This window comes from Enterobacter sp. ENT03 (assembly GCF_019218745.1).
In the GTDB taxonomy this organism is placed as follows: Bacteria; Pseudomonadota; Gammaproteobacteria; order Enterobacterales; family Enterobacteriaceae; genus Enterobacter_D.
The window spans coordinates 34,150-54,992 of sequence record NZ_JAHUXA010000009.1; the positions used below are offsets into that span (position 1 = coordinate 34,150).

General features: G+C 54.9%; 26 protein-coding genes. 13 read left to right on the forward strand and 13 right to left on the reverse strand.

The features are described from left to right. Positions 1-70 precede the first annotated feature (70 nt). Together KW828_RS12885 and KW828_RS12890 are read left to right on the forward strand one after the other, a co-directional pair. Positions 71-637 carry a hypothetical protein gene (locus KW828_RS12885; RefSeq protein WP_218336722.1) on the forward strand — a complete coding sequence of 189 codons (567 nt, stop codon included), beginning with the start codon at positions 71-73 and terminating at the stop codon, positions 635-637. Then, positions 630-1,346, forward strand: coding sequence for a hypothetical protein (locus KW828_RS12890; RefSeq protein WP_218336723.1), 717 nt, complete (start codon positions 630-632; stop codon positions 1,344-1,346). Before KW828_RS12885 ends, KW828_RS12890 begins: the two co-directional genes overlap by 8 nt. 113 nt (positions 1,347-1,459) lie before the next feature. Here the strand turns inward: KW828_RS12890 and KW828_RS12895 are convergent, their stop codons facing one another. After that, a complete protein-coding gene (locus KW828_RS12895) occupies positions 1,460-1,705 on the reverse strand; it encodes a DUF2543 family protein (protein WP_218336724.1) in 246 nt (81 codons plus the stop codon). 88 nt (positions 1,706-1,793) lie between these two features. Further along, on the reverse strand, positions 1,794-2,543 hold the full coding sequence (locus KW828_RS12900) for a DeoR/GlpR family DNA-binding transcription regulator (protein ID WP_218336725.1): 750 nt from the start codon (positions 2,541-2,543) through the stop codon (positions 1,794-1,796). 84 nt (positions 2,544-2,627) lie between these two features. Between KW828_RS12900 and KW828_RS12905 the strand changes: the two genes are divergently transcribed. Continuing rightward, positions 2,628-3,221, forward strand: coding sequence for an NUDIX domain-containing protein (locus KW828_RS12905; RefSeq protein WP_218336726.1), 594 nt, complete (start codon positions 2,628-2,630; stop codon positions 3,219-3,221). Further along, positions 3,218-3,826, forward strand: coding sequence for a class I SAM-dependent methyltransferase (locus KW828_RS12910; RefSeq protein ID WP_218336727.1), 609 nt, complete (start codon positions 3,218-3,220; stop codon positions 3,824-3,826). The genes KW828_RS12905 and KW828_RS12910 overlap by 4 nt, the downstream gene beginning before the upstream one ends. Positions 3,827-3,870: 44 nt before the next feature. On the opposite strand, the gene KW828_RS12915 is transcribed toward KW828_RS12910, so the two are convergent. Together KW828_RS12915 and KW828_RS12920 are read right to left on the reverse strand one after the other, a co-directional pair. Further along, entirely contained in the window at positions 3,871-4,761 is an 891-nt protein-coding gene (locus KW828_RS12915) for an oxidoreductase (protein ID WP_218336837.1), read from the reverse strand. A gap of 74 nt (positions 4,762-4,835) precedes the next feature. Continuing rightward, entirely contained in the window at positions 4,836-5,615 is a 780-nt protein-coding gene (locus tag KW828_RS12920; RefSeq protein ID WP_218336728.1) for an SDR family oxidoreductase, read from the reverse strand. 155 nt (positions 5,616-5,770) lie between these two features. On the opposite strand from KW828_RS12920, the gene KW828_RS12925 reads away from it, so the two are divergent. Beyond that, the gene (locus KW828_RS12925; protein WP_218336729.1) at positions 5,771-6,331 is read left to right on the forward strand and encodes a TetR/AcrR family transcriptional regulator; all 561 of its coding nucleotides are present in this window, start codon (positions 5,771-5,773) and stop codon (positions 6,329-6,331) included. Positions 6,332-6,349: 18 nt separating this feature from the next. On the opposite strand, the gene KW828_RS12930 is transcribed toward KW828_RS12925, so the two are convergent. Both KW828_RS12930 and KW828_RS12935 read right to left on the reverse strand, forming a co-directional pair. Further along, positions 6,350-6,736 carry a DUF4440 domain-containing protein gene (locus KW828_RS12930; protein ID WP_218336730.1) on the reverse strand — a complete coding sequence of 129 codons (387 nt, stop codon included), beginning with the start codon at positions 6,734-6,736 and terminating at the stop codon, positions 6,350-6,352. Positions 6,737-6,932: 196 nt separating this feature from the next. Beyond that, positions 6,933-7,823 (reverse strand): LysR family transcriptional regulator, encoded by an 891-nt coding sequence (locus KW828_RS12935; protein WP_218336731.1) that lies wholly within the window; start codon positions 7,821-7,823, stop codon positions 6,933-6,935. A 144-nt stretch (positions 7,824-7,967) separates the two neighbouring features. On the opposite strand from KW828_RS12935, the gene KW828_RS12940 reads away from it, so the two are divergent. Then, positions 7,968-9,368 (forward strand): amidohydrolase family protein, encoded by a 1,401-nt coding sequence (locus KW828_RS12940; RefSeq protein ID WP_218336732.1) that lies wholly within the window; start codon positions 7,968-7,970, stop codon positions 9,366-9,368. Between the two features lie 35 nt (positions 9,369-9,403). Further along, positions 9,404-9,856 carry a DMT family transporter gene (locus KW828_RS12945; RefSeq protein WP_371316125.1) on the forward strand — a complete coding sequence of 151 codons (453 nt, stop codon included), beginning with the start codon at positions 9,404-9,406 and terminating at the stop codon, positions 9,854-9,856. A 253-nt stretch (positions 9,857-10,109) separates the two neighbouring features. Here the strand turns inward: KW828_RS12945 and KW828_RS12950 are convergent, their stop codons facing one another. Both KW828_RS12950 and KW828_RS12955 read right to left on the reverse strand, forming a co-directional pair. After that, a complete protein-coding gene (locus KW828_RS12950; RefSeq protein WP_256350152.1) occupies positions 10,110-10,994 on the reverse strand; it encodes a hypothetical protein in 885 nt (294 codons plus the stop codon). Positions 10,995-11,313: 319 nt separating this feature from the next. Next, on the reverse strand, positions 11,314-12,198 hold the full coding sequence (locus tag KW828_RS12955; protein ID WP_218336733.1) for a LysR family transcriptional regulator: 885 nt from the start codon (positions 12,196-12,198) through the stop codon (positions 11,314-11,316). A gap of 99 nt (positions 12,199-12,297) precedes the next feature. Here KW828_RS12955 and KW828_RS12960 point away from each other — a divergent pair, with 99 nt between their 5' ends. Further along, on the forward strand, positions 12,298-13,023 hold the full coding sequence (locus KW828_RS12960; protein WP_218336734.1) for an SDR family oxidoreductase: 726 nt from the start codon (positions 12,298-12,300) through the stop codon (positions 13,021-13,023). A gap of 68 nt (positions 13,024-13,091) precedes the next feature. Here the strand turns inward: KW828_RS12960 and KW828_RS12965 are convergent, their stop codons facing one another. Then, a complete protein-coding gene (locus tag KW828_RS12965) occupies positions 13,092-13,739 on the reverse strand; it encodes an EcsC family protein (RefSeq protein WP_218336735.1) in 648 nt (215 codons plus the stop codon). A gap of 171 nt (positions 13,740-13,910) precedes the next feature. Further along, on the reverse strand, positions 13,911-14,357 hold the full coding sequence (locus KW828_RS12970) for a helix-turn-helix domain-containing protein (RefSeq protein ID WP_218336736.1): 447 nt from the start codon (positions 14,355-14,357) through the stop codon (positions 13,911-13,913). A 100-nt stretch (positions 14,358-14,457) separates the two neighbouring features. Between KW828_RS12970 and KW828_RS12975 the strand changes: the two genes are divergently transcribed. Then, positions 14,458-15,675, forward strand: a complete 1,218-nt coding sequence (locus KW828_RS12975; RefSeq protein ID WP_371316124.1) for an MFS transporter — start codon at positions 14,458-14,460, stop codon at positions 15,673-15,675. A gap of 66 nt (positions 15,676-15,741) precedes the next feature. Here the strand turns inward: KW828_RS12975 and KW828_RS12980 are convergent, their stop codons facing one another. Both KW828_RS12980 and uraH read right to left on the reverse strand, forming a co-directional pair. Then, on the reverse strand, positions 15,742-16,236 hold the full coding sequence (locus tag KW828_RS12980) for a heme-binding protein (RefSeq protein ID WP_218336737.1): 495 nt from the start codon (positions 16,234-16,236) through the stop codon (positions 15,742-15,744). A gap of 6 nt (positions 16,237-16,242) precedes the next feature. Continuing rightward, a complete protein-coding gene (uraH, locus tag KW828_RS12985; protein ID WP_218336738.1) occupies positions 16,243-16,653 on the reverse strand; it encodes a hydroxyisourate hydrolase in 411 nt (136 codons plus the stop codon). Positions 16,654-16,786: 133 nt separating this feature from the next. Between uraH and hprR the strand changes: the two genes are divergently transcribed. The 3 genes from hprR (at position 16,787) to KW828_RS13000 (ending at position 19,337) form a co-directional block, all read left to right on the forward strand. Next, complete coding sequence (hprR, locus tag KW828_RS12990; RefSeq protein WP_218336739.1) at positions 16,787-17,467, forward strand: response regulator transcription factor HprR; 681 nt, start codon at positions 16,787-16,789, stop codon at positions 17,465-17,467. Continuing rightward, a complete protein-coding gene (locus KW828_RS12995; RefSeq protein ID WP_218336740.1) occupies positions 17,460-18,815 on the forward strand; it encodes a heavy metal sensor histidine kinase in 1,356 nt (451 codons plus the stop codon). Before hprR ends, KW828_RS12995 begins: the two co-directional genes overlap by 8 nt. A 66-nt stretch (positions 18,816-18,881) precedes the next feature. Then, positions 18,882-19,337, forward strand: coding sequence for a GNAT family N-acetyltransferase (locus KW828_RS13000; RefSeq protein ID WP_218336741.1), 456 nt, complete (start codon positions 18,882-18,884; stop codon positions 19,335-19,337). A 137-nt stretch (positions 19,338-19,474) separates the two neighbouring features. Here the strand turns inward: KW828_RS13000 and fos are convergent, their stop codons facing one another. Next, a complete protein-coding gene (gene fos / locus KW828_RS13005; RefSeq protein WP_218336742.1) occupies positions 19,475-19,873 on the reverse strand; it encodes a fosfomycin resistance glutathione transferase in 399 nt (132 codons plus the stop codon). A gap of 411 nt (positions 19,874-20,284) precedes the next feature. Between fos and KW828_RS13010 the strand changes: the two genes are divergently transcribed. Beyond that, positions 20,285-20,791, forward strand: coding sequence for an ATP-binding protein (locus KW828_RS13010; RefSeq protein WP_218336743.1), 507 nt, complete (start codon positions 20,285-20,287; stop codon positions 20,789-20,791). The last annotated feature ends 52 nt before the right edge of the window (positions 20,792-20,843 follow it).

Consider the following 20,843-nt stretch of genomic DNA (forward strand, 5'->3'; position numbering starts at 1 on the left):
CTAAACTTGAGGGTATTCCATATACCCTCAAGTATTTAACGGACTTCCGCTTTCCGGAAAGGGATTTTTTATGCGTTACCACCTGACCCTGATTGAAATTTTGTACAATCCCGCTAGTTACTGCGATAAAACCTGGCTGACACTATCTGATGCGCCTGCGAAAAATATAAGTATATTACCTGCTTATATGCAAAATCATCTGCTTTTAAAGCATCCTTCTCCAGAAGTTTTTTGCGAAACGGACGTAAAAAATAAAGCCGTGGTTGATCTGTTTATCAATCACTGGCACCACGTTCAGTCTGCTGCGTGGCTCATTGGGCTGAAAATGTTTTCCTCCACTCTGCTTCAGCAGCCCTTATGGATGAAAAAACTAAGCCGTCAGGAAAGAGGATTTCTATGCTTGCCAATAGTGAACAGCCTTCCTGCTGTCGCATTAAAAAGCACTGAACTCACCCACGATGACATTACACAATCAGGCGCCAGCTTTATTTATTCGATTGCTCAACTATCCCTGCCAGCTATTTTAGTTGCAAGATTAAAAATGATTTTTCCAACTGATTTTAACTACGCCACCGTTCCGATCCAGAATGTGAGCAGCTCACTGTCAGCACTTAAATGGGCTTTTGATTATGCTTAAAAAAATCACAACTAAAAACATTCCCGGTGGCCATACCGGCGTAATAATTAAAAAAAATGAAGTTATTCGCTACGATACATTTAATAAAATCTGCCTACAGGCGCAACGCCAGGCACGAAGAATTGTGCAGCAAGCAGAGCTAAATGCAGAAGAGGTACATAACGAGGCATGGAGTAATGGATACGCTGCAGGCATGGCGATAGCCATTCAGGATTTAGCCAAATTCTTCAATGATAATGAAGGCCACAAAAACACCATCATCAACAGCGCGCTGGAGTTGGTATCACGCAAACTTGAAGAATTTTTACAACATGATGAGGCCATTTGTCAGATCCTCAGCGTACTGGCAGATCAATTGAACCAGGAATTACAGGATGCAGGCCGCATCTCAGTGACGGTGCCAGAAAAGTTACACGCCCACAGCTATAAAATTAAGCAACTGTTCGATAGTGCAGGACTGCATGCCGAAATTAAAAAATCCCCCCATGGGGTGATTACCGTAGAATATGGGAAAGAGATCTGGACCTATGAATTAGGCCGCGTAGCCAGCAATCTGACCCAGGTAGTGGTGAAAGAATCACTACTGTCGAATCAATTGCAGGAGCAGTGTCAGGTCAAAAGTATCGCGGCGCTAACCAGTATCCGCGACACCCTGAATAATTACCTTGATAGTTACATGGACAATGAGCAAACGCCGCCTGCTGAATAACACGATGATCGGTGGCCGCTATAGCTATAAAAGCATAATATGTATGGGATTCGTTTGCCGTCAAAGCCCGCTTTTTGTGCGGGCTTTTTGCTGTCTGCCGAGCCGCGCGGCGCTTACTCGTTGCCCCACTGATTCAGGAAATTGGCGATTTCATCAATCCGCTTTTCATTGATACCCGCTTCTGCGGCCATCTCCTGCTGCGCCTCTTCGCTGATCTCTTCGCCATTCATTAAACGGGTGATCAGCATCTCGAAATAACGTGCCACGGCGTCGCGTTCGGTTTCGCTGACCGGCGTTTCCGTCTCCGTCGCGTACTCGTCAGCGATGTCATAATATTTGATGGGTACTTCATTGCTCATATCTGGCCCTCAGGGGTTTTCGCGTTTAGCTTTTTATTATATCGCACACGCAAGGCATAATCGCAGCGTTCATTTTTATGCCCGGCGCTCAGAGCACAGTAATATCCATGCTGTTAAATATACTGCGCATTTTCTCGTCCAGCTCCCCGTCAATGACCAGCGTACTGGCGAGGCTCAGATCGCCAATGGCAAACGCCGATGCCGAGTTGATTTTTTCCGGCGACGCCAGCACCACAGTTTCTGCCGCCCGTTCTGACAGCGCGCGTTTGACGCAGGCTTCTTCGTAATTACCGGTCGTGAAACCGGCACGTTCGTGCACGCCGGTGACGCCCATAAAAAAAAGATCCGCATTGATCCGGCGCAGCGACTCCAGCATGGCCGCGCCGACGGTGACCATCGAATGTTTATACAACTGGCCGCCGAGAACAATAACGTCGACCCGCGGCAGTGTGATCAGCGCGGCGGCAATGGTCGGGCTATGGGTGACCACGGTGAACGCCAGATCCGGCGGCAGCACGTTAACCATCTCTTCCGAGGTGGTGCCGCCATCCAGAATGACGATATTCCCCGGCTGGATCAGCGTGACCGCTTTGCGGGCAATCGCTTTTTTCGAGGCGATCTGCACGCTTTTACGCGTTTCCAGCGAGCCTGTCGCTGCCGATACCGCCAGCGCCCCGCCGTGCACCCGTTGCAGTAATCCTTCCGCCGCCATCTCGCGCAAATCCCGGCGAATAGAGTCTTCCGAGATGTTGAACCGCTGGCTTAAATCACGCGATAACACCTGTTTATCGCGCGCCAGTAAATCGAGGATCAGCTGTTTGCGTTGACCTGACAGCATGGTTTCACCTTTCACGAATGATCTTGATTATGCACGATTGTGCATGATAGCGTGTTGCCTGTCACTCTTTAAAAAGGAAATCCCATGTCAGCGCAACGCCCGAATATCCGCAACCTCCGTGAAGAACTGCTGTCCGATAACTGGTACATCCTGAAAAAATACACCTTCGAGCTACAGCGCAGCGATGGCGTCTGGCAGACGCAAACCCGCGAAGCCTACGACCGCGGCAATGGCGCGGCCATTCTGCTGTATAACAAAGCCAAAGGAACGGTGGTACTGACGCGGCAGTTCCGTCTGCCGGTGTACATCAATGGGCATAATGGTTTACTGATTGAGGCGGCGGCGGGTTTACTGGATGACGCGTCGCCGGAAGCACGCATTATTGCCGAAGCCGAAGAAGAAACCGGCTTTCACGTCACCGCCGTTGAAAAAGTGTTTGAAGCCTATATGAGCCCCGGCTCAGTCACGGAAAAACTCTACTTTTTTATCGCTGAATATACTGATGACGATCGCAGCGGTGCGGGCGGCGGGCTGGCAGACGAAGGGGAAGATATTCAGGTGCTGGAGTGGCCGTTTGAAAAAGCGCTCGCCGCCATTCGCAACGGCGAGATCCAGGATGCCAAAACCATTATGCTGATCCAGCACCTGGCATTACAGGCGATTTTTAAGGAGTCATGATGCGTCACGCCGCAGCACATATTCTCAATATCTATCAACGTCATGCAGACGCCTTTGCCGCGAAGCGTTCGCGCGCGCTCTCTGAAAAACCCTGGCTGGATAAGTTCATTGCGGCAATGGATAAGCAAGGACGCATTCTGGATATGGGCTGCGGCAACGGTCGTCCGGTAGCGGAATATTTTGTCGCGCAGGGCTTTCAGCTCACCGGCATTGATGGCGCTGCGGCCATGCTGAGCCGCGCCCGCGACGATTTCCCGCACCAGCGCTGGCTGGAAAAGGATATGCGGCAATTAGCGCTCGGTGAAACCTTTGACGGACTGATTGCCTGGGACAGCTTTTTTCATCTCACACAGCAGGATCAAATAGCCATGTTCCCGATATTTGCGGCCCACAGCCATCCGGGAAGTGCGCTTATGTTTACCAGCGGGCCAGATCACGGCGTCGCGATGGGCGAATTTGAAGGGGAGCCGTTATTTCATGCGAGCCTCGCACCAGAGGAATATCGTGCCCTGCTGCATGACAACGGCTTCGAAGTGATGGACATGATTAAGGAAGATCCGCACTGCACCGGGCATACGGTCTGGCTGGCGAAGAAAATAATATAGCGGCAGCCGGTGAACAAAGGATGCCGCCGTTCACTGATCAGCCCTCAGCCCGGCCCTTCGCTACCCGCCGCCAGCAGCGGCACCAGCACATCGCTGACCGGCGTTGCTATCCCTTTTGCCCTGCCGTAACGCTGGATCACGCCGTTACGGATGTCCCACTCCAGAGGACGGTTGGCCTGACGGTCAGCCAGAATGGAGGTCCCCAGATCGGCAGGTGAACGCTGAAAGCCCGCCAGAATTTCCTGTGGGACGTCATCGCCGAGCACCGCCCCCTGCGCACGCGCCACCGTCAGACCTTCATGCAGATAAGCCAGCGTCAGCGCGGAAATATCGTCGCGTCGGAACATTCCGGCACGGCGATTCGCCAGCACCATCAGCCCCGCCGCCGCGTTCTGCAACAGTTTGCGCCAGGCAATGGTGAGGAAATCCCCGGACAGCTCGACCGCGCAGCGGGTGCCGCTCAGGGCATCGACAATAGGTTTTGCCGCGGGCACATCCGGCAGGGTCAGACGCGGTTTGGCGCGAAGCCAGACCGACGCATCCGCTTCCCGCTGGGCCGGAAACCACACCACCGAGGGCACCACGGTTGCGCCCTTCACATAAGGGGCTAACTGGTTTTGCTGCTCGACGCCGTTTTGCAGCGCACACACCACGGTGTTCTCGTCGCACAGCTGCGCCAGCCACCCGGCGCTGTCGGCGTCCTGGGTGGTTTTCACCGCCACAAACAGCAGATCGACCGGCTGGCTGACCGCCGCCGGATCGTTGAGTACCGGACCTGGCACCACCACTTCGCCGTCGTCATCACGCAGTGTTAACTGCGGATGCGCGGTGCGCCCGCACAGCAGCGGCGTGCGGCCCGCCTCATGTAGCGTCGCCGCAATCGTGGTTCCAATAGCGCCCGGACCAAGCAGGGCAATAGCAGGACGATCGGACATCATGTGCTCTCCTGTTCTGGTTAATTAACCAACAGTGTATCAGCCGCATGTAAAAAGTGATCCGTCATTCTGCTTCAGGCGCGGTAGCGCGCGGCGGCTTCAGCCTGATTGATGTCGGCGATCAGGGCCTGGCGGTTCGCGTCAAGGGCATCCCAGTGTTCGGCGTGGCGTAACGGCGGAATGGTCACCGGTTCACGGCGATCAAACCCGACCAGCGCGGCATCCACCAGCTCGCCCACCTCCATATATTGCGTGGCGTGGGTAATGTCGATCCCGGCGCGCTCCCAGATTTCGGTGTACGTGCCGGCTGGCAGCACCGCCTGTACATACACGCCGCCGGGGGCCAGTTCGACCTGCAATCCCTGCGACAGGAACAGCACAAAGGCTTTGGTGGCGCCATATACCGACATGGCAAATTCCGGCGCCAGGCCGACCACGGAGCTGATGTTGACGATAGCGCCCTCTCCTGACTGAACAAATCGTGGGGCGACGGCGCTGGCCAGCCGGGTAACCGCTGTCACATTCAGCGCGATAAGGCGCTCAATGGACGCCGGATCCTGATCCACCAGCCTGCCGGTCTGCGCAATGCCCGCATTGTTAACCAGAATGCCGATCCGGGCGTCCTCGCGCAGACGCGTTTCGACACGCGCAACGTCATCGGACTGAGTGAGATCGGCGGCGAGCACATCGACGTTCACCCCGGTTTCCTGATGCAGACGCGCGGCCAGCGCATCCAGTCGGGCTTTGTCGCGCGCTACCAGCACAAGATCGTGGCCGCGGCGGGCGAAACGTTCAGCGTAAACGGCACCGATACCTGAGGATGCGCCGGTAATAAGGACGGATGGAGTGGTCATAACATACCCTTCATGAATGAGTGATCGGATCCCGGCGTACCGGATGGAAGTCCGGATTAATGATGATGATCGTAATCTATAATGTCAACACTTTTGATTATGGTCATCATCAATGTATACTGATGGCATGAAGGTTCAGCATTGAAGGTGAAACAATGAAAGTGTCTAAAGAGCAGGCGCGTGAAAACCGCAGGCGTATTGTGGAAACGGCGTCGGTACTGTTTCGTGAACGGGGCTATGACGGCGTGGGCGTGGCGGAACTGATGGCGGCGGCGGGCTTAACGCACGGCGGGTTCTATAAACATTTTGCGTCGAAAGCGGATTTGATGGCGGAGGCCACGCAGTGCGGGTTTGCGCATTCGGCGGAACATTCAGCCGGCGTGAGCCGTGAGCAGTTTATTACCCGTTACCTCTCGCGCCAGCATCGGGATAACAAGGGCCAGGGCTGTGTGATGTCAGCGCTGGGTGCGGACGCCTCCCGCCAGTCTGAGACGATTAAAGCGACCTTTGCGGCGGGTCTTGAACAGCAACTGGCGCAGTTGAGCGGTGACCATGACGCAGACGGGGAAAGGCGCGCCGATCTTATCGACACGCTGGCCCATCTGGTCGGTGCGATGGTACTGTCCCGCGCCTGCCCGGACGATTCCCCGCTGGCAGATGAAATCCTCGCCGTATGCCGCGCGCGCCTTCTGGGTGAGAAAACGCCGGAGCAGTAAGTGTTGGCAGTGCGATCGTCAGAGCCAGGTTTCGTGCAGATGTCGCCAGATCACCCGGCCATCCGCGGCGATTTCAAACACCGCGGTGGCAAAACGCAGCGTCTCGCCCTGACCTGGAATTGTCTGCCGCTCTTTATAAGTCACGGTGGCACCGGCTTCGTTTTCCGTCACGATGTGCAACTCTTCAATGGCAATCGTCAGCCCCGCCCGCACACCGCGCTGGCTGCGGAACAAGCTATCTACGGCGCTAAAATCCATGATGATCCCGCGCGGCGTGACCATCGTGAACGCCGGGCTAAAGCGCGCTAATAACGCGTCGCATACTGCATCCGGCGTGTGGGCATCTCCCAGACAGTCACGGATCAACGCGTGGGCATCCCGTACTTCCTGAAAATAACGATTCATTGCTGCTCCTGATTAACGATGAAATAACTTGCAGCTGAGGCAACGCCGCGGAAATTAACGACGCAGCACCGTCAGGCATGTCGTGGTGCGTAGGTTATCTGATGGCCTCCATGGGACCACTATTGCCGGGTAAAGTCTACGGCTGGAGATTTTGTTTATACTCGGATAATGATTCGTTTTTTAAGGGTGCAGGCCATTACGTGCTGAAAAGCTCTGCTACCCAGTCAGCAAAAGTGCGCACAGCTGGAGACACAAAGCGCTGATGAGGATAAAGCAAGGTGACGGGAACGGAAGGCGGTTGCCAGTCGGCCATCACTTCCACCAGCCTCCCCTGCTGTAGATGCTCAGCAACAATACTCTCGGCCAGCTGGGCCAGCCCGAATCCCTCAAGACACATTTTAATATAGAGTCCCGTTTCGTTAACGGCTCCCTGGCCGCTGACCGATACGGAAAGCGTCTGCGAACCCTGCAGGAAACGCAGCTCGTCATTACGCCGGGTCTGACCGGAAAAATAGTGGATGGCCCGGTGGTGAGATAAGTCTTCAGGCGACTGCGGAATACCGTATTCCCTGAGATAATCCGGAGAGGCGCATGTCACCCAACGTAATCGCCCCAATGGGCGGGCAACAAGCGTGGAGTTGCTTAACTCCCCTGTTCTTATCACACAGTCGATCCCCTCCTGAATAAGATCCACCTGCCGATCGCTCACTCCCATCATCAGGTAGATATTCGGATAACGGCGGTAAAAATCTTTAAGCCTGGGCATGACAATGAAACTGGCGATGCCGCCTGGCATATCGACACGCAACCGCCCCTGCGGGCCGTTGGCGGCATCCATCAGCGTGGATTCTGTATGTTCGATTAACGACATTATTTCCCGGCATTGTGCAAGATACTGAAGCCCCTCAGGGGTCAGACTTACCCTCCGCCTTGTACGATTAAGCAGGCGTACCTGCAGGTATTTCTCAAGCCCCTTAATCGCGCTGGTCACTGTGGAGGAAGGCAGTGCCAATGTTTCCGCTGCCCGCACAAAGCTTCCGGCTTCAGCCACCCGCATAAAGATCTGCATTGCCTGGATACGATCCATTTACCTGCTCCCGTGCATCTTTGGTCTGTCTGCATTTGATAACATTATTCGTAAATATTGAATTATAAAAACGCGTTAAGCGCCTTTTTCATATTAATTGGCTGACGTATCGTTTTCCTGTTGAACCGGAAAGAGAACATATACATGAACGACTACAGCAGAACGCTTGTTAATAACCAGACCCCGACCCCACCGGTGACGCTGATCCGTGGCGCGACCATTTTGAGCATGGATGAAAACGTCGGCAATCTTGAACGCGGTGATATTCTTATCACCGGCTCAACCATCACCGCCGTAGGTCTGAACCTTGACGCCCAGGACGCGCATGTCATCGATGCCACGAACATGATTGCCATGCCTGGAATGGTGGATTCTCATCGACACGCCTGGGAAGGGCAGCTGCGCCGCATCAACCCGAATGCTACCTGTCTGGACGACTACAGCAACGCCACGCACTTCTCGTTCGCCAAATACTACCGCCCTGCAGATATTTATATCGGTAACCTGCTGACTGCACTTGGCGCTATTGACGCAGGTATCACAACAATCATCGATAACTCGCACAACAGCCGCACCGCTGCACATTCGAATGCAGCCGTAGAGGCGTTGCTTGACGCAGGCATTCGCGCCATCCACGCCTCCGGTGCGCCAGTGTCAGGCGACTGGGACAGAGCACACTGGCCCGGTAACTGGCAGCGTCTGCAGGATAAGTACTTCAAAGATAATCCTGAGGGCCTTGTGTCTCTTGGGGTGATGGCCCAGCTGGAGCCGGAATTATGGGCCGAGGCCCGCAGGCTGGGACTACCCATCGTGACTGAATTCTTTGGCGCTGAGATGGGCGCTGAGCTGGAACCGTTGCATAAGCAAGGTCTTCTTGGTCCGGACAATATTTTTAATCACTGCACAGCGCTGCCAGACGAAGGATGGAAAATCCTGCGCGAAGCCGGTGTCCGGGTGAACGTTTGCCCACGCTCCGATGCGCACTATGGTATCGAGGACGGCATGTTCGCCATTGAAGCGGCCCTTCGTCATGGCATCACGCCGGGTCTGAGCGTTGACAACGAAACGTCATACAGTACCGACATGTTTATGGAAATGCGTGTGGCATTTTATCTGCAGCGAGTCATGGGCATGCATAAGCGACAGCACTGCTGCGGCACAGAGCATTCGCTGACAACGCTCCCGGCAGCGCAGCTTCTCAAGGCAGCGACCGTCGATGGCGCTTACTGTGCTGGACTGCAGGATAAAGTCGGCAGCCTGACGCCCGGCAAACAGGCCGATCTGATCCTGATTAATACCGGTGACATCAACCTCTTCCCGAACGGGAATGCCTTTGGCACCGTGGTCCATGCGACAGAACGCAGTAACATTGATACCGTCATGATTGGCGGGCGCATTGTCAAACAGAGCGGCACGTTGGTGGGCATTGACCGCGCGCGTCTTCACGCAGCGATTGATGAATCTCGCGAGCATCTGTTTGCCGCCGCCGGGTATAAACCCGACATGTTTGCAGAAACTTTCCTCCCCCTGGTGCAGGCAGACTGAAAGGCAGGCAACGCATGAACATGCTCTATTAACTCATCGCGTTTACCGCGGGTCTTGGGATCACCCTGCAGACCACACTGAACAGTCAGCTTGCGCGAGGACTCGGCGGCGATTCGGTCACCGCCGCTTTGTTTTCCTTTACTGCGGGGGCGTTCACCTTGGGGATTTACGTGCTGCTGCGCGGGGGAGTATTCACCTCGCTCGCGGCCATTCCTTCCCAGCCACTGTGGAGCCTGGCGGGCGGACTGATTGGAGCCGGGGCGTTGTTCAGCTATGTGGTGCTGGCACCGAAAATCGGGTTTTCAGCCCTGCTCGGACTGGCGATTGTCGGGCAGTTACTCTCGTCACAACTGATCGACCATTTCGGCCTGCTGGGCGCGATAAGACGGCCGGTTTCGCTGGTCAGGCTGGGTGGAATGCTGGTTATGTTGACCGGACTCGCCGTGATGCTTTTTGGCGATAAGCTTTCTGAGCGCTTTATTCATTAGCAGAGTGAAATACAGCACCCTGTTTCTTACGGACTTTTGCCTGGCGGCATAGGTCCGTAAGCTTTTCCTGAAGCGTCATGCCGGTTTTATCTCTGGCGAAGTAAGCTGACAGGAACTCAAATCAGACATTTTTCTGCCAGATATATATGGCGTATGCCAGTTTCTGGCACGAAATGGGCCGAAAGCAAGGTCATAAGGTTCGCCAGGAGTGAGAAGCTGAAATTAGTACTTATCTGCCGTCAATTAGAAATGATTATGAAAGCAATGGATGTTCAGTTCGGACCAACACTACAGCACGTGGAGTTGATAGCTCAACTTTCCTGGAGGGTTCTTCACGTGTCAATTCAAACCCTTCGACCAACTCATTTGGTAGCTCAGAGTCAGGGTGCATTTTCTGGAGTGACGATAGTATCCTTCCCAACCAAATTCGCATTTCAGTGGATCCATTTGAACCATATAAAACCTGCTGAAGAGGTGTCCCTATCAAGCCCAATTCAAGTGACTGTCCAAAGGTATACGTACAGCAAGTTGCAGTTATTTCATCATAATGGCCAATTTTGCGAACTTGTCCTATTTGAGTTTTCCACTGTAGTGTCCCCGATGGCTTATAGTTATTATTCAAGGGATTAAGTCCGTTCGCAACAAAGTAAGCAAAATCGAACCCTTGGCCTTTAGGATAAAAAACTCCAAATGTACCCACTGATGGTAGTAGGGCGTTAGAAAGTAGATCGGCGGGGAGGTTAATTTTTGCTGTAGTAGCACTTATTGAAGGTCGACTTGATAGCAAGTCCCACTGCTCTAAATTTGCACGAAATTTGTATGGTGCAAACACCTGTGGAGCACATTGTAATGGGTTAGAAGATACCTTTGCTTGATTGAAAGTAACGCGCGCTGCTCTAGGGTTTCCCGCTGGGTAATGGATAATCATTACGTCACATAATTCACAGCGTGGAACTGGTCGGCCTGAACCGCGATTAGCACTGAATTTCACTTGGTAACGATTACCGTGATATTCTTGCGCCAGTGCATTTGAACCAAGTGAATTGAAAGCCCGGATGAATGCACGGAATAGTGCTATTTCACCACGCGCAGCCAATGACGCTATGTGAAAGGCATTCTGAAGAGTTGATCCAATCATTAGACTTATAGTCTCCTTATTTATGAAACTCTTAAAGATAGTGATAATACTATAACGAATAAGTGAGTCATAAAATGTTAACTATTAGTATTTCGCTCATTTTAATCTTACTTCTTAGGTATCCTTACATTATCCCTTTAACACTTTCGTTTTTTCATAGCATCGAAGAAAATCGACTAATAATGAGTCCTTAAATGAAATCTAAAAAAGGAATCACTTATTTAATACGTTTATTTGAAAAATGTCCGCTTCTGGCACAAAGCACTCACCCTTCCGACGTTAACCCAGGTGCCACGCCCACCCCGCGCAGCACCTGCCCTCACATCCGCACATGCTCAATAAACGCCCGCAGCTTTGGCGGCATATGCTTTCTGCCGGAGAAATAAAGGTAAAAGCCCGGAAAGGTCGGCAGAAATTCATCCAGCACCGTCACCAGCTCACCGCGCGCGAGGTAAGGCGCGTACGTCTCTTCCATGCCAAAGCTGATGCCGCCCCCGGCGCAGACGGTACGGATCATCACCCCCATATCATTGGTGGTCAGCTGCGGATTAACGTCCACATCAAATTCGCGGCCCTGCCAGGCAAACTCCCAGCGATAGGGCGACACGCCGGGGGATTTTCGCCAGCCGATACAGCGATGATCCAGCAGATCCTTCGGGTGCTGCGGCGTGCCGTACTGCGCAAGATAATCAGGCGAGGCGACGGCAATCTGCCGCTGCATGGCAGACACCGGCACCGCGATCATATCCTGGGCGATCACCTCCCCCAGTTGCACGCCCGCATCAAACCCCTGCCCCACAATGTCGTACGCCTCGTCGGTGATGGTGATGTCCAGTTCGACATGCGGATAGGCCGCGATAAACGACGCCAGCATGGTGCCGCCGATCACACGTTCGGCAATTGACGACACCGCCAGCCGTAGCTGGCCGCGGGGTGCCGCCAGTTGATCGGCAATATCGCTCACCGCGCCGTTAAGCTGTTCGATGGCGGGCGCGACCTCCGCATAAAGCCGTTGGCCCGCTTCGGTGAGGTTAATACTGCGCGTGGTGCGCTGCATTAATGACACGTTCAGACGATCCTCGAGCCGTCGCAGCGTCTGGCTGATGGCCGGGCGCGTCACCCCCAGCCGTTCGGCGGCAAGACGAAAATTGCGCGTCTGCGCCACGATCACAAACACCTCAAGCGCGTTTTTATCCACTGTCATTGGTTAGCCACCGTTACCAGTCTGTTAAGTAATGAGCGGATTATCTTTATAGTCTGCCGGGCGTAAGATCACCAGCGTTAACCGAACAGGAGAAGACCCATGACGAATAAAGTGATCTTAATTACCGGCGCATCCAGCGGCATTGGCGCAGGCATCGCCCGCGAACTGGCAAAAACTGACGCGGTGTTACTGTTGGGCGCTCGTCGCGAAGATCGCCTCGCCGCGCTGGCGGACGAGCTGCGTTTTAACGGCGCAGAAGTGGACGTGAAAGCGCTGGACGTCACTGACCGCCGCTCCGTGGAGGCGTTCGCCGCCTTCGCGCTGGAAAAATGGGGCCGCATTGACGTGATCGTTAATAACGCCGGTATTATGCCGCTGTCGCCGATGGCCTCGCTGAAGGTGGAGGAGTGGGATCAGATGGTGGATGTGAACATTAAGGGCGTGCTGTATGGCATCGCGGCGGTGCTGCCGTCGATGCTGGCGCGCGAGTCGGGGCATGTCATTAACATCGCCTCCATTGGGGCGCTGGCGGTGTCGCCGACGGCGGCGGTCTACTGTGCCACCAAGTTTGCGGTGCGGGCGATTTCCGACGGTTTACGCCAGGAAAACAGTCAGCTGCGGGTGACCTGTATCCATCCGGGCGTCGTGGAAAGTGAACTGGCGGGCACCATCACGGATCCGACAGCCGCCGAAGCCATGAAAAGCTACCGGGCGATTGCCCTGCAACCGGACGCCATTGGCCGCGCGGTGCGTTACGCCATTGAGCAGCCGGATGATGTGGATGTGAATGAAATTGTCGTCAGACCGACGCGCACCACAGCGTAATAACAAGAACGGCCTGCATCGCAGGCCGTTATTCATGCACAGCAGTCAATATCAGTAACCGGTAAAGATTACATTTCGGTAATTGCACTTCCTTCGACAAAAGTTTTGCGCGCAACGTTACCGACAACGTTAGTTGAAATACCATCGAATGTGCCGCCAATAACGCCGCCGACCAGCGGGATCATTTTGCCTAAATTAATGGCGCCTTTTTGACCAAACTTGGTCAGCAATCTGAAGCCAACCATTTTGTTAATGGCGAAAATCGTTTCTTTTGAAATGCTCTTAATCAGCTGCGTGGACATTTTCGTGCCAATAACGATCCCGGTACCCTTAAGAATATCTTTGGCAGCGTTACCCGCAAGGCAGGTATAAACCAGCGCTTTTACGCGGTCGTCCTTAACGTCATATCCACCCATGATAGCGATGGCCGTTATCATACGGATTTGAACATAAATAACGGTCGCAATGCTGGCCGGGATGGCGACGGGCATAGTAATAATGCCGCCAAGGCCGGATACAAAACCCGTAGTGACAGATTTGGTGTTTTGCCATCTGATAAGAGAATTGACCTTCTCGGCTAAATCCCCCTCTCCCTTCAGGTAATTCTCAGCCATTTCATATGCCGAGTCGGTTCCCGGAATACTGCCGTCTAACGCTTTATCATAAGCCCAATTAAGGGCTTGCATGATTTTCCCTTCACTCAGTTTTTCTGCCATTGCCCTGTCCTTATTTTAAAAGTGAAAACCTGATCTTTATCGACCCCGATAAAATTTTCTTTATGGTCAACACCCACTTAAGTCGGTTTTCAGCGGCTACCTACCAGAACAGGGGGGATACTGGCTGGGGTGGAATTCTCCGGGCGTCGCGACGAAAGTCGGGTCGTCACGTCAGGTCACTTTCCGCACTTCGGTATCCTCCGGTAAGACCGCCGTGCCGTCCTTCCCCTGCACCCTGAGCGGCAGCAACGGTTTTCCTGTTCGCCTGTCGATAAGCTGTGAGTGCGGCTCACCCGCCGCAAACAGATGCTGCTCCCCCCACTGGCGCAGCGCCACCACCACCGGAAACAGGCTTTGTCCCTGCGGTGTCAGCACATAGTGCTGGTAAGCCGATCCGTCCGGGGCGTCCTCGCGCGCCAGAATGCCCGCCTCCACCAGCCTGTAAAGCCGGTCGGTAAGAATGTTTCTCGCCACGCCGAGGCTGCGCTGGAAATCGCTGAACCGGCGCATGCCGTCAAAGGCGTCGCGCACGATCAGCAGCGACCAGCGATCGCCAATCAGATCAACGGTACGCGCCACCGGACACGGGGCGCTGCTCAGCGCAGTACTGGATTTCATGACATCTCCTGAAAAGGATGAACTTGTATTGGTTGCATTTTAAAACCACTTCACTTAGCCTTCAATAAGTTTTGTTTTGAAACCAGAATGGACAACTCCTGTGAGCGAAAACGCCTGTACTGTCACTTCTTCAGCGGTGCCCCTGTCACGCAGCCTGATATGGCTTTTCGCCATCGCCTGCGGCCTGAGCGTGGCGAACGTCTATTACGCCCAGCCGTTGCTTGATGCGCTGGCGCGGGATTTCAGTATCAGCCACGCGGCGGTGGGCGGCGTGATCACCGCCACGCAGATCGGCTGCGCGCTGGCGCTACTGTTTCTGGTGCCGCTGGGGGATTTGCTGGAGCGCCGCCGTCTGATGGCGATCCAGCTGCTGGCGCTGCTCATCGCGTTGATGGTGGTCGGCCTGGCGCGTTCTGCCCCGGTGCTGCTGGCAGGGATGCTGGCCGTCGGGATGCTCGGCACAGCAATGACGCAGGGACTGATCGCCTATGCGGCCAGCGCCGCCGCGCCTGGTGAGCAGGGCCGTGTGGTGGGGGCCGCGCAGGGCGGCGTCTTTATCGGGCTGTTGCTGGCGCGGGTGTTTTCCGGGGCGGTGAGCGATCTGGCAGGCTGGCGCGGCGTCTATTTCAGTGCCGCGCTGCTGATGCTGCTGATCGCCCTTCCCCTGTGGCGACGGCTGCCCGTGCTGTTACCGGCTTCGCATGGCTTAGGTTATCTGCCTCTGCTGGCCTCAATGCTGACGCTGTTGCGCGAAGAAAAGGTGCTGCGCGTAAGGGGGACGCTGGCGCTGCTGATGTTTGCCGCGTTTAACATTTTCTGGAGCGCGCTGGTGCTGCCGCTGAGTGCGCCGCCGTTCAGCTTTTCGCACACCGCGATCGGCGCGTTCGGGCTGGTGGGCGTGGTCGGCGCGCTGGCGGCCTCCCGTGCCGGGAAATGGGCGGATCAGGGCCACGCCCGGCGCACCAGCGCGATGGCACTGCTGCTGCTGGTGCTTGCCTGGTGGCCGTTGTCGATGATGGAAAGTTCGCTGCTGGCGCTGGTGATCGGCATCGTCCTGCTGGATCTGGGCGGCCAGGCGCTGCACGTCACCAGCCAGAGCCTGATTTTCCGGCTGCGACCGGAAGCGCACAGCCGTCTGGTGGGACTTTATATGCTGTTTTACGCCGTCGGCAGCGGGCTGGGGGCGATCAGCACCACCCTCACCTGGGCTGCCGCAGGCTGGGCGGGCGTGTGCCTGCTGGGTGCGGCGGTCAGCCTGCTGGCGCTGGGGTTCTGGTGGATAATAGACAACACTGATGTGCCGTCAGAGCCGATCTGAGGTGTGATCGACCAGACCATAGCGTAATGCAAAGGGCGAGGAAATGATTTCCCCGCCCTTTTACCCTTACTTTTGCGAGGCGCTTTCGCCCAGCACATTGTGAATGGCGTCGGCACCACAACGATCGTCCGAGTCGCCGCCGCCGGTGCCCGCAAGGCCAATGGCTCCGATCACCTGGCCGTGGTATTTCACCGGCACACCGCCGCCGAGTAGCAACAGCTCATGCACGGTATTCAGGTTCACCGTATCCGGTGATGACTGCGCTTTTCTGGCAAACGCTTTGGTCGGCGTTTTGGTGGACAGCGCGGTGAACGCCTTACGCCACGCCGCCTGGGTATTATGCGGCCCGACGTTGTCATCCCGCATCAGCGTCACCAGATTGCCGCCGCGATCCACCACGGCCACGACGCCCTGGCGATCCATACCGTGACAGACCGCCAGCGCCTCGGTTGCCAGTTTATTACTCAGCGCCTGCGTCATGTCGTAAACCGTGGCAGGCCCGGCGGCAAAGGCCATGACCGGCCCCGTCGCCAGCGCCAGGGCAAGCATAAAACGTTTCATTCAGGCTCAGCTCCCGCGGTAGGTGGAGTAACCGTACTGGCTCAGCAACAGCGGAACGTGATAGGTGGTGTTCGTGTTCGTGATATGGAATTCCACCGGGATTTCCGGGAAGAAGCTGTCCTGTTTCTGATCCGCGAAGTATTTGCCGGTTTTAAAGGTCACGCGATAGTCGCCCGCTTCGAACGGTTTGCCCGGCCACAGTGCGGCCACACGCCCATCGTCGTCGGTGCTGGCGGTGTTCAAAACTTTCCAGTTCTCACCCTGTTTCTGCTCCAGCGTCACCGCCACATGCGGGGCGGGCATACCGGTCTGCTGGTTCAGCACGTGCACGCTGATCGGGTTCTTACTGGCGGCAAAGGTCACGCCAGGCGCAGCCAGCAGCATAGCGAGGGATAAAGCAGCGATAGAATTTTTCATGGTTGATCTCCTTGTTAATCACCGTGCTGTTATACCCCCGTGGTTGCGCCGATTGCCTGTCAGAAAGATGACCATATTGTCATCTGGCCCTGAAACGCTGGGGCGACCCAAAATTTCGTGGCAAACTTACCCCATGAAACTGTTACTCATTGAAGATAACCAGAAAGCCAGCGCCTGGGTGCGCAAAGGGCTTGAGGAAGCGGGCTTTATCGTGGATCACGCGGCAGACGGGCGCGATGGCCTGCATCTGGCGCTGGCGCATCCTTACAGCCTCGTCATCCTCGACATTATGCTGCCGGGCATGGATGGCTGGCAGGTACTGAAAACCCTGCGCACCGCCAGCAGCACGCCGGTGATCTGCCTGACCGCGAGAGATTCGGTGGAGGATCGCGTTAAAGGTCTGGAGCTGGGCGCGAACGATTATCTCGTCAAACCCTTCTCCTTTGCTGAATTGCTGGCGCGGGTCAAAAATCAGCTGCGCCAGCATCAGCCGCACAGCACCACGCTGCGTGTGGCGGATCTGGTGATGGACTCGGCGCGCTTTCAGGTGACGCGGGATGGCATACCGGTGACGCTGACGCGCAAAGAGTTCATGCTACTGTGGCTGCTCGCCAGCCGTCACGGGGAGATCTTGCCCCGTACGCTGCTCGCCAGTGAAATCTGGGGGGTGAATTTTGACAGCGAAACCAACATCGTGGATGTCGCCATTCGCCGCCTGCGCCGTAAAGTGGACGATCCCTTCCCGCACAAACTCATCACCACGGTAAGAGGCATGGGGTATTGTTTGTCCGATCAGGAGCCTGGCCGTGTTTAGCCCTTCCCTCACCCTGCGGCTGACCGCGATCTTCACGCTGATTATGGCGCTGGCCTGCGGTGGCATCAGCCTGATCCTGTATAACGCGTTGCGCAGCGAGCTGGTGTGGCGCGACGATCAGACGCTGATCAACCGCGCCGCCCAGTTACGGCAGTTGCTGGAAGACGGCGCGCATCCCGATTCTTTGCCGCTCTATTTCAACCGTATGGTGGATATTCGTCAGGATATTCTCAGCATCCGCTCGCCGCATGCGCAGAACGTCAGCATTAATCATACCGGCGTGACGCTGCCGGCGATGTCCCCTACGCCGGTCAGTACCCCGCCTGGCGAGCAGCAGTTGCACCGCTGGGTCAATGCGGATCAGACCGAAGCCTCGGCGCTCAGCCTGCAGGCCCGTTCGCAGGAAGGACCGGTGACCATTACGCTGGCGCGGGTCGCGCGGGAGCGGGCGCTGATGCTGGAGCAGTATCGCCGGCAAAGTATTCTGGTGTCGCTGGCGGCGATCTTGCTGTGCGCCGCCGTCAGTCCGTTATTGATCCGCCGCGGGCTGCGCGCCATTGGCCGCTTAAGTCAGATCATGGCGGAAACCGGCAGCGACCGGCTGACCCATACCGTGCCGCTTCAGGCGATCCCGAAAGAGCTGTTGCCCCTTGGCGAGGCGCTGAATGCCATGCGCCAGCGCCTGTCGACGGACTTTATCCGTCTGACCCAGTTTGCCGACGATCTGGCCCATGAGATACGCACGCCCATCAACGTGTTGTTAGGCCAGAACCAGGTGGCGCTGGGCCATGCGCGTTCCACGAAGGAATATGAGGCGCTGCTGGAAGGCAATATTGAAGAGCTGGAGGGCCTGTCGCGGCTGACGGAAAACATTCTTTTTCTGGCGCGCGCCACCCACCACAATATTAAACTCAATAAAGAAACGTTCTTGCTGCATGACGCGCTGGAAACCATTATCGATTTTCTGGAGCCGCTGGCGGAAGAGCGGGAAATGGTGATCACACTCCACGCTGACGGCAGCCTCACCGCCGATAAAATGCTGTTCCAGCGGGCGATGACGAACCTGCTGATCAACGCCATTCGTTATGCGCCTGGTAAGGGCACGATAGCGGTCAGCACCCTTCATCGTAGCGAGGCTACCGACATCGAGGTGGCAAATGCCGGTGCTCCGCTGGCCGAACCGGAGAAATTATTCGAACGGTTCTGGCGCGGCGATAACGTGCGTCACACCGCCGGCAGCGGCCTTGGGCTGTCGCTGGTAAGCGCTATTGCCGCCTTACACGGCGGCAGCGCGTACTACCGGCACGAAGACGGGTTGACTATTTTTGGGATGCGTCTGGGTGGCTGAATAAGCGCAAATAGCGGACGTTCTGTCCTGGTGCTAACAGTAGAATGCTGAAATAAGGGGATGAGAATGAGCGTTACAGCGATACGTGAATGGCATATGAAGGATTTCCTGATAAGCACAGACAACGAAAAACTGGATGTGCATGCGGTACATCAGTATTTAACGAGATCTACATGGGCAAAAGGAATTGATCTGGAAACCGTTATTGCCTCCACTGAGAACAGCCTTAACTTCGGCATTTATCATAATGATTCTCAGATAGGCTTTGCGCGTCTAATAACAGACTATGCCACTTTCGCTTATCTTTGCGATGTCTATGTACTTGAGCAATACCAGGGCGACGGTCTGGGAAAGTGGCTTATGGCATGTATTCACGATCACCCGGTTTTCGCAACGCTACGCAGAATTATGTTGTTCACCACAACGGCGCCCTGGCTTTATGAAAAGTTTGGCTATGAACCCGTTAACCGGGAGAATTACGCGTGGACAATTACACGACCTGACATCTACCTTCACAGATAACAGTGGAACCGGCATGACATTAGCCAGCGATCAGGCGTTGCATCGTGTGTCGGCATCTGGGGCAAAGCGGGAATAGTTGGCAGGCAGCGTATCTGCGGTAAAACGCGCCTGCTCGTGTTATTAGCCCGGACCTGATATTAGAAAAATTCCATCTGGTCGTAGGGATGTTCTCTGCACGCGCTCAGGCGGCTGGCTAAATCACCCTCATGAATTTCCAGCTTGTGTCCATCGGGATCTAAAAAATAGAAAGATCGCCCTTCGCTCTTATTGGTTTTCCATTCCGTGACGCCCGCCCGTTGCAGCTTTTCGACAAACCCTTCGAAATCTTCGCTTCTGATGCTGAACGCGTAGTGCGTGTAATCCTCATGACCGCCAACCGTATCAGCCGAGAGACACAGCCACAGATCCCCCAGCGTCAGGTAAGCGCCACGCGCCCATTTCGCCGCAGGAGTAAAACCAAGCGTATTCACATAAAAATCAAAGCTTCTGGATACATCACTCACTGCGAGGGTGATGTGATTGAGGGCTTGCAGCATAACGGTTCTCCTCAGCAGGATGCATGAGGTTATAACGCTAGCATAAAAGCGCGTCGCGCACCGAATGTGGGGGGAAGCAGTTATGTTAGCGGTGAGAAGCTCTCTGTATCAAAACAAACGTATGGCTCGATCGCTCTTGTTCATGAAAGTGCCAGGAGCTAACACGCGGGGTAAAAACCCTAAGATCGGGGCGTCAGAGGTCTGCGTTGCGCGAGGAGGGGCCATTCACTATATAAATGAAAAAGTACTGATTTTGCATTCAGACACTGTTAACTTAAATGAAGATGAAAACACACGCTATAGACTTCCATTCAATCATTATTATCACCTGTCGGAATCAGGTGGGATAACGTTCGCCATTTTCCCGCCGGTAAGGCGGGCCTTACCGGTAACAATCCAGTGAGGTAAATAATGGACACCGCTACAGTAACAACGTCAGAAAAACCTACTTTGCACCTTTTATGTGGAAAAATTGCATCAGGAAAATCCACACTGTCAGCAAAATTAGGATCTTCACCCGGCTCCGTAATTGTCAGTGAGGATTATTGGCTAGCTGCCCTCTTTGCCAATGAAATGCAATCTGTATCTGATTATGTGCACTGCTCCTCAAAACTCAGAAGCGCTATGCAGCCCCATTTGGTGGCGCTACTACAAGCGGGTTTATCCGTTGTCCTGGACTTCCCGGCAAACACACGCACTCAGCGTGAGTGGATGATGAGTATCATTAAGGAGTCAGGTGCTGATAATCGTCTGCATTATTTGAAAGTGTCTGATGAAGTCTGTAAAACCCGGTTGCACGCCCGTAACGCAGAAGGTACGCACGACTTTTCAGCTACAGATCAACAGTTCGATAGCATAACGCGTTATTTCTCAGAACCGACGGTTGAGGAAGGGTTTAATATTATTGAATACCTCTAAATGCATCATCCGTGTATAAGCCGCCAGCGGGCGGCTTTTTTTATACGAGTTG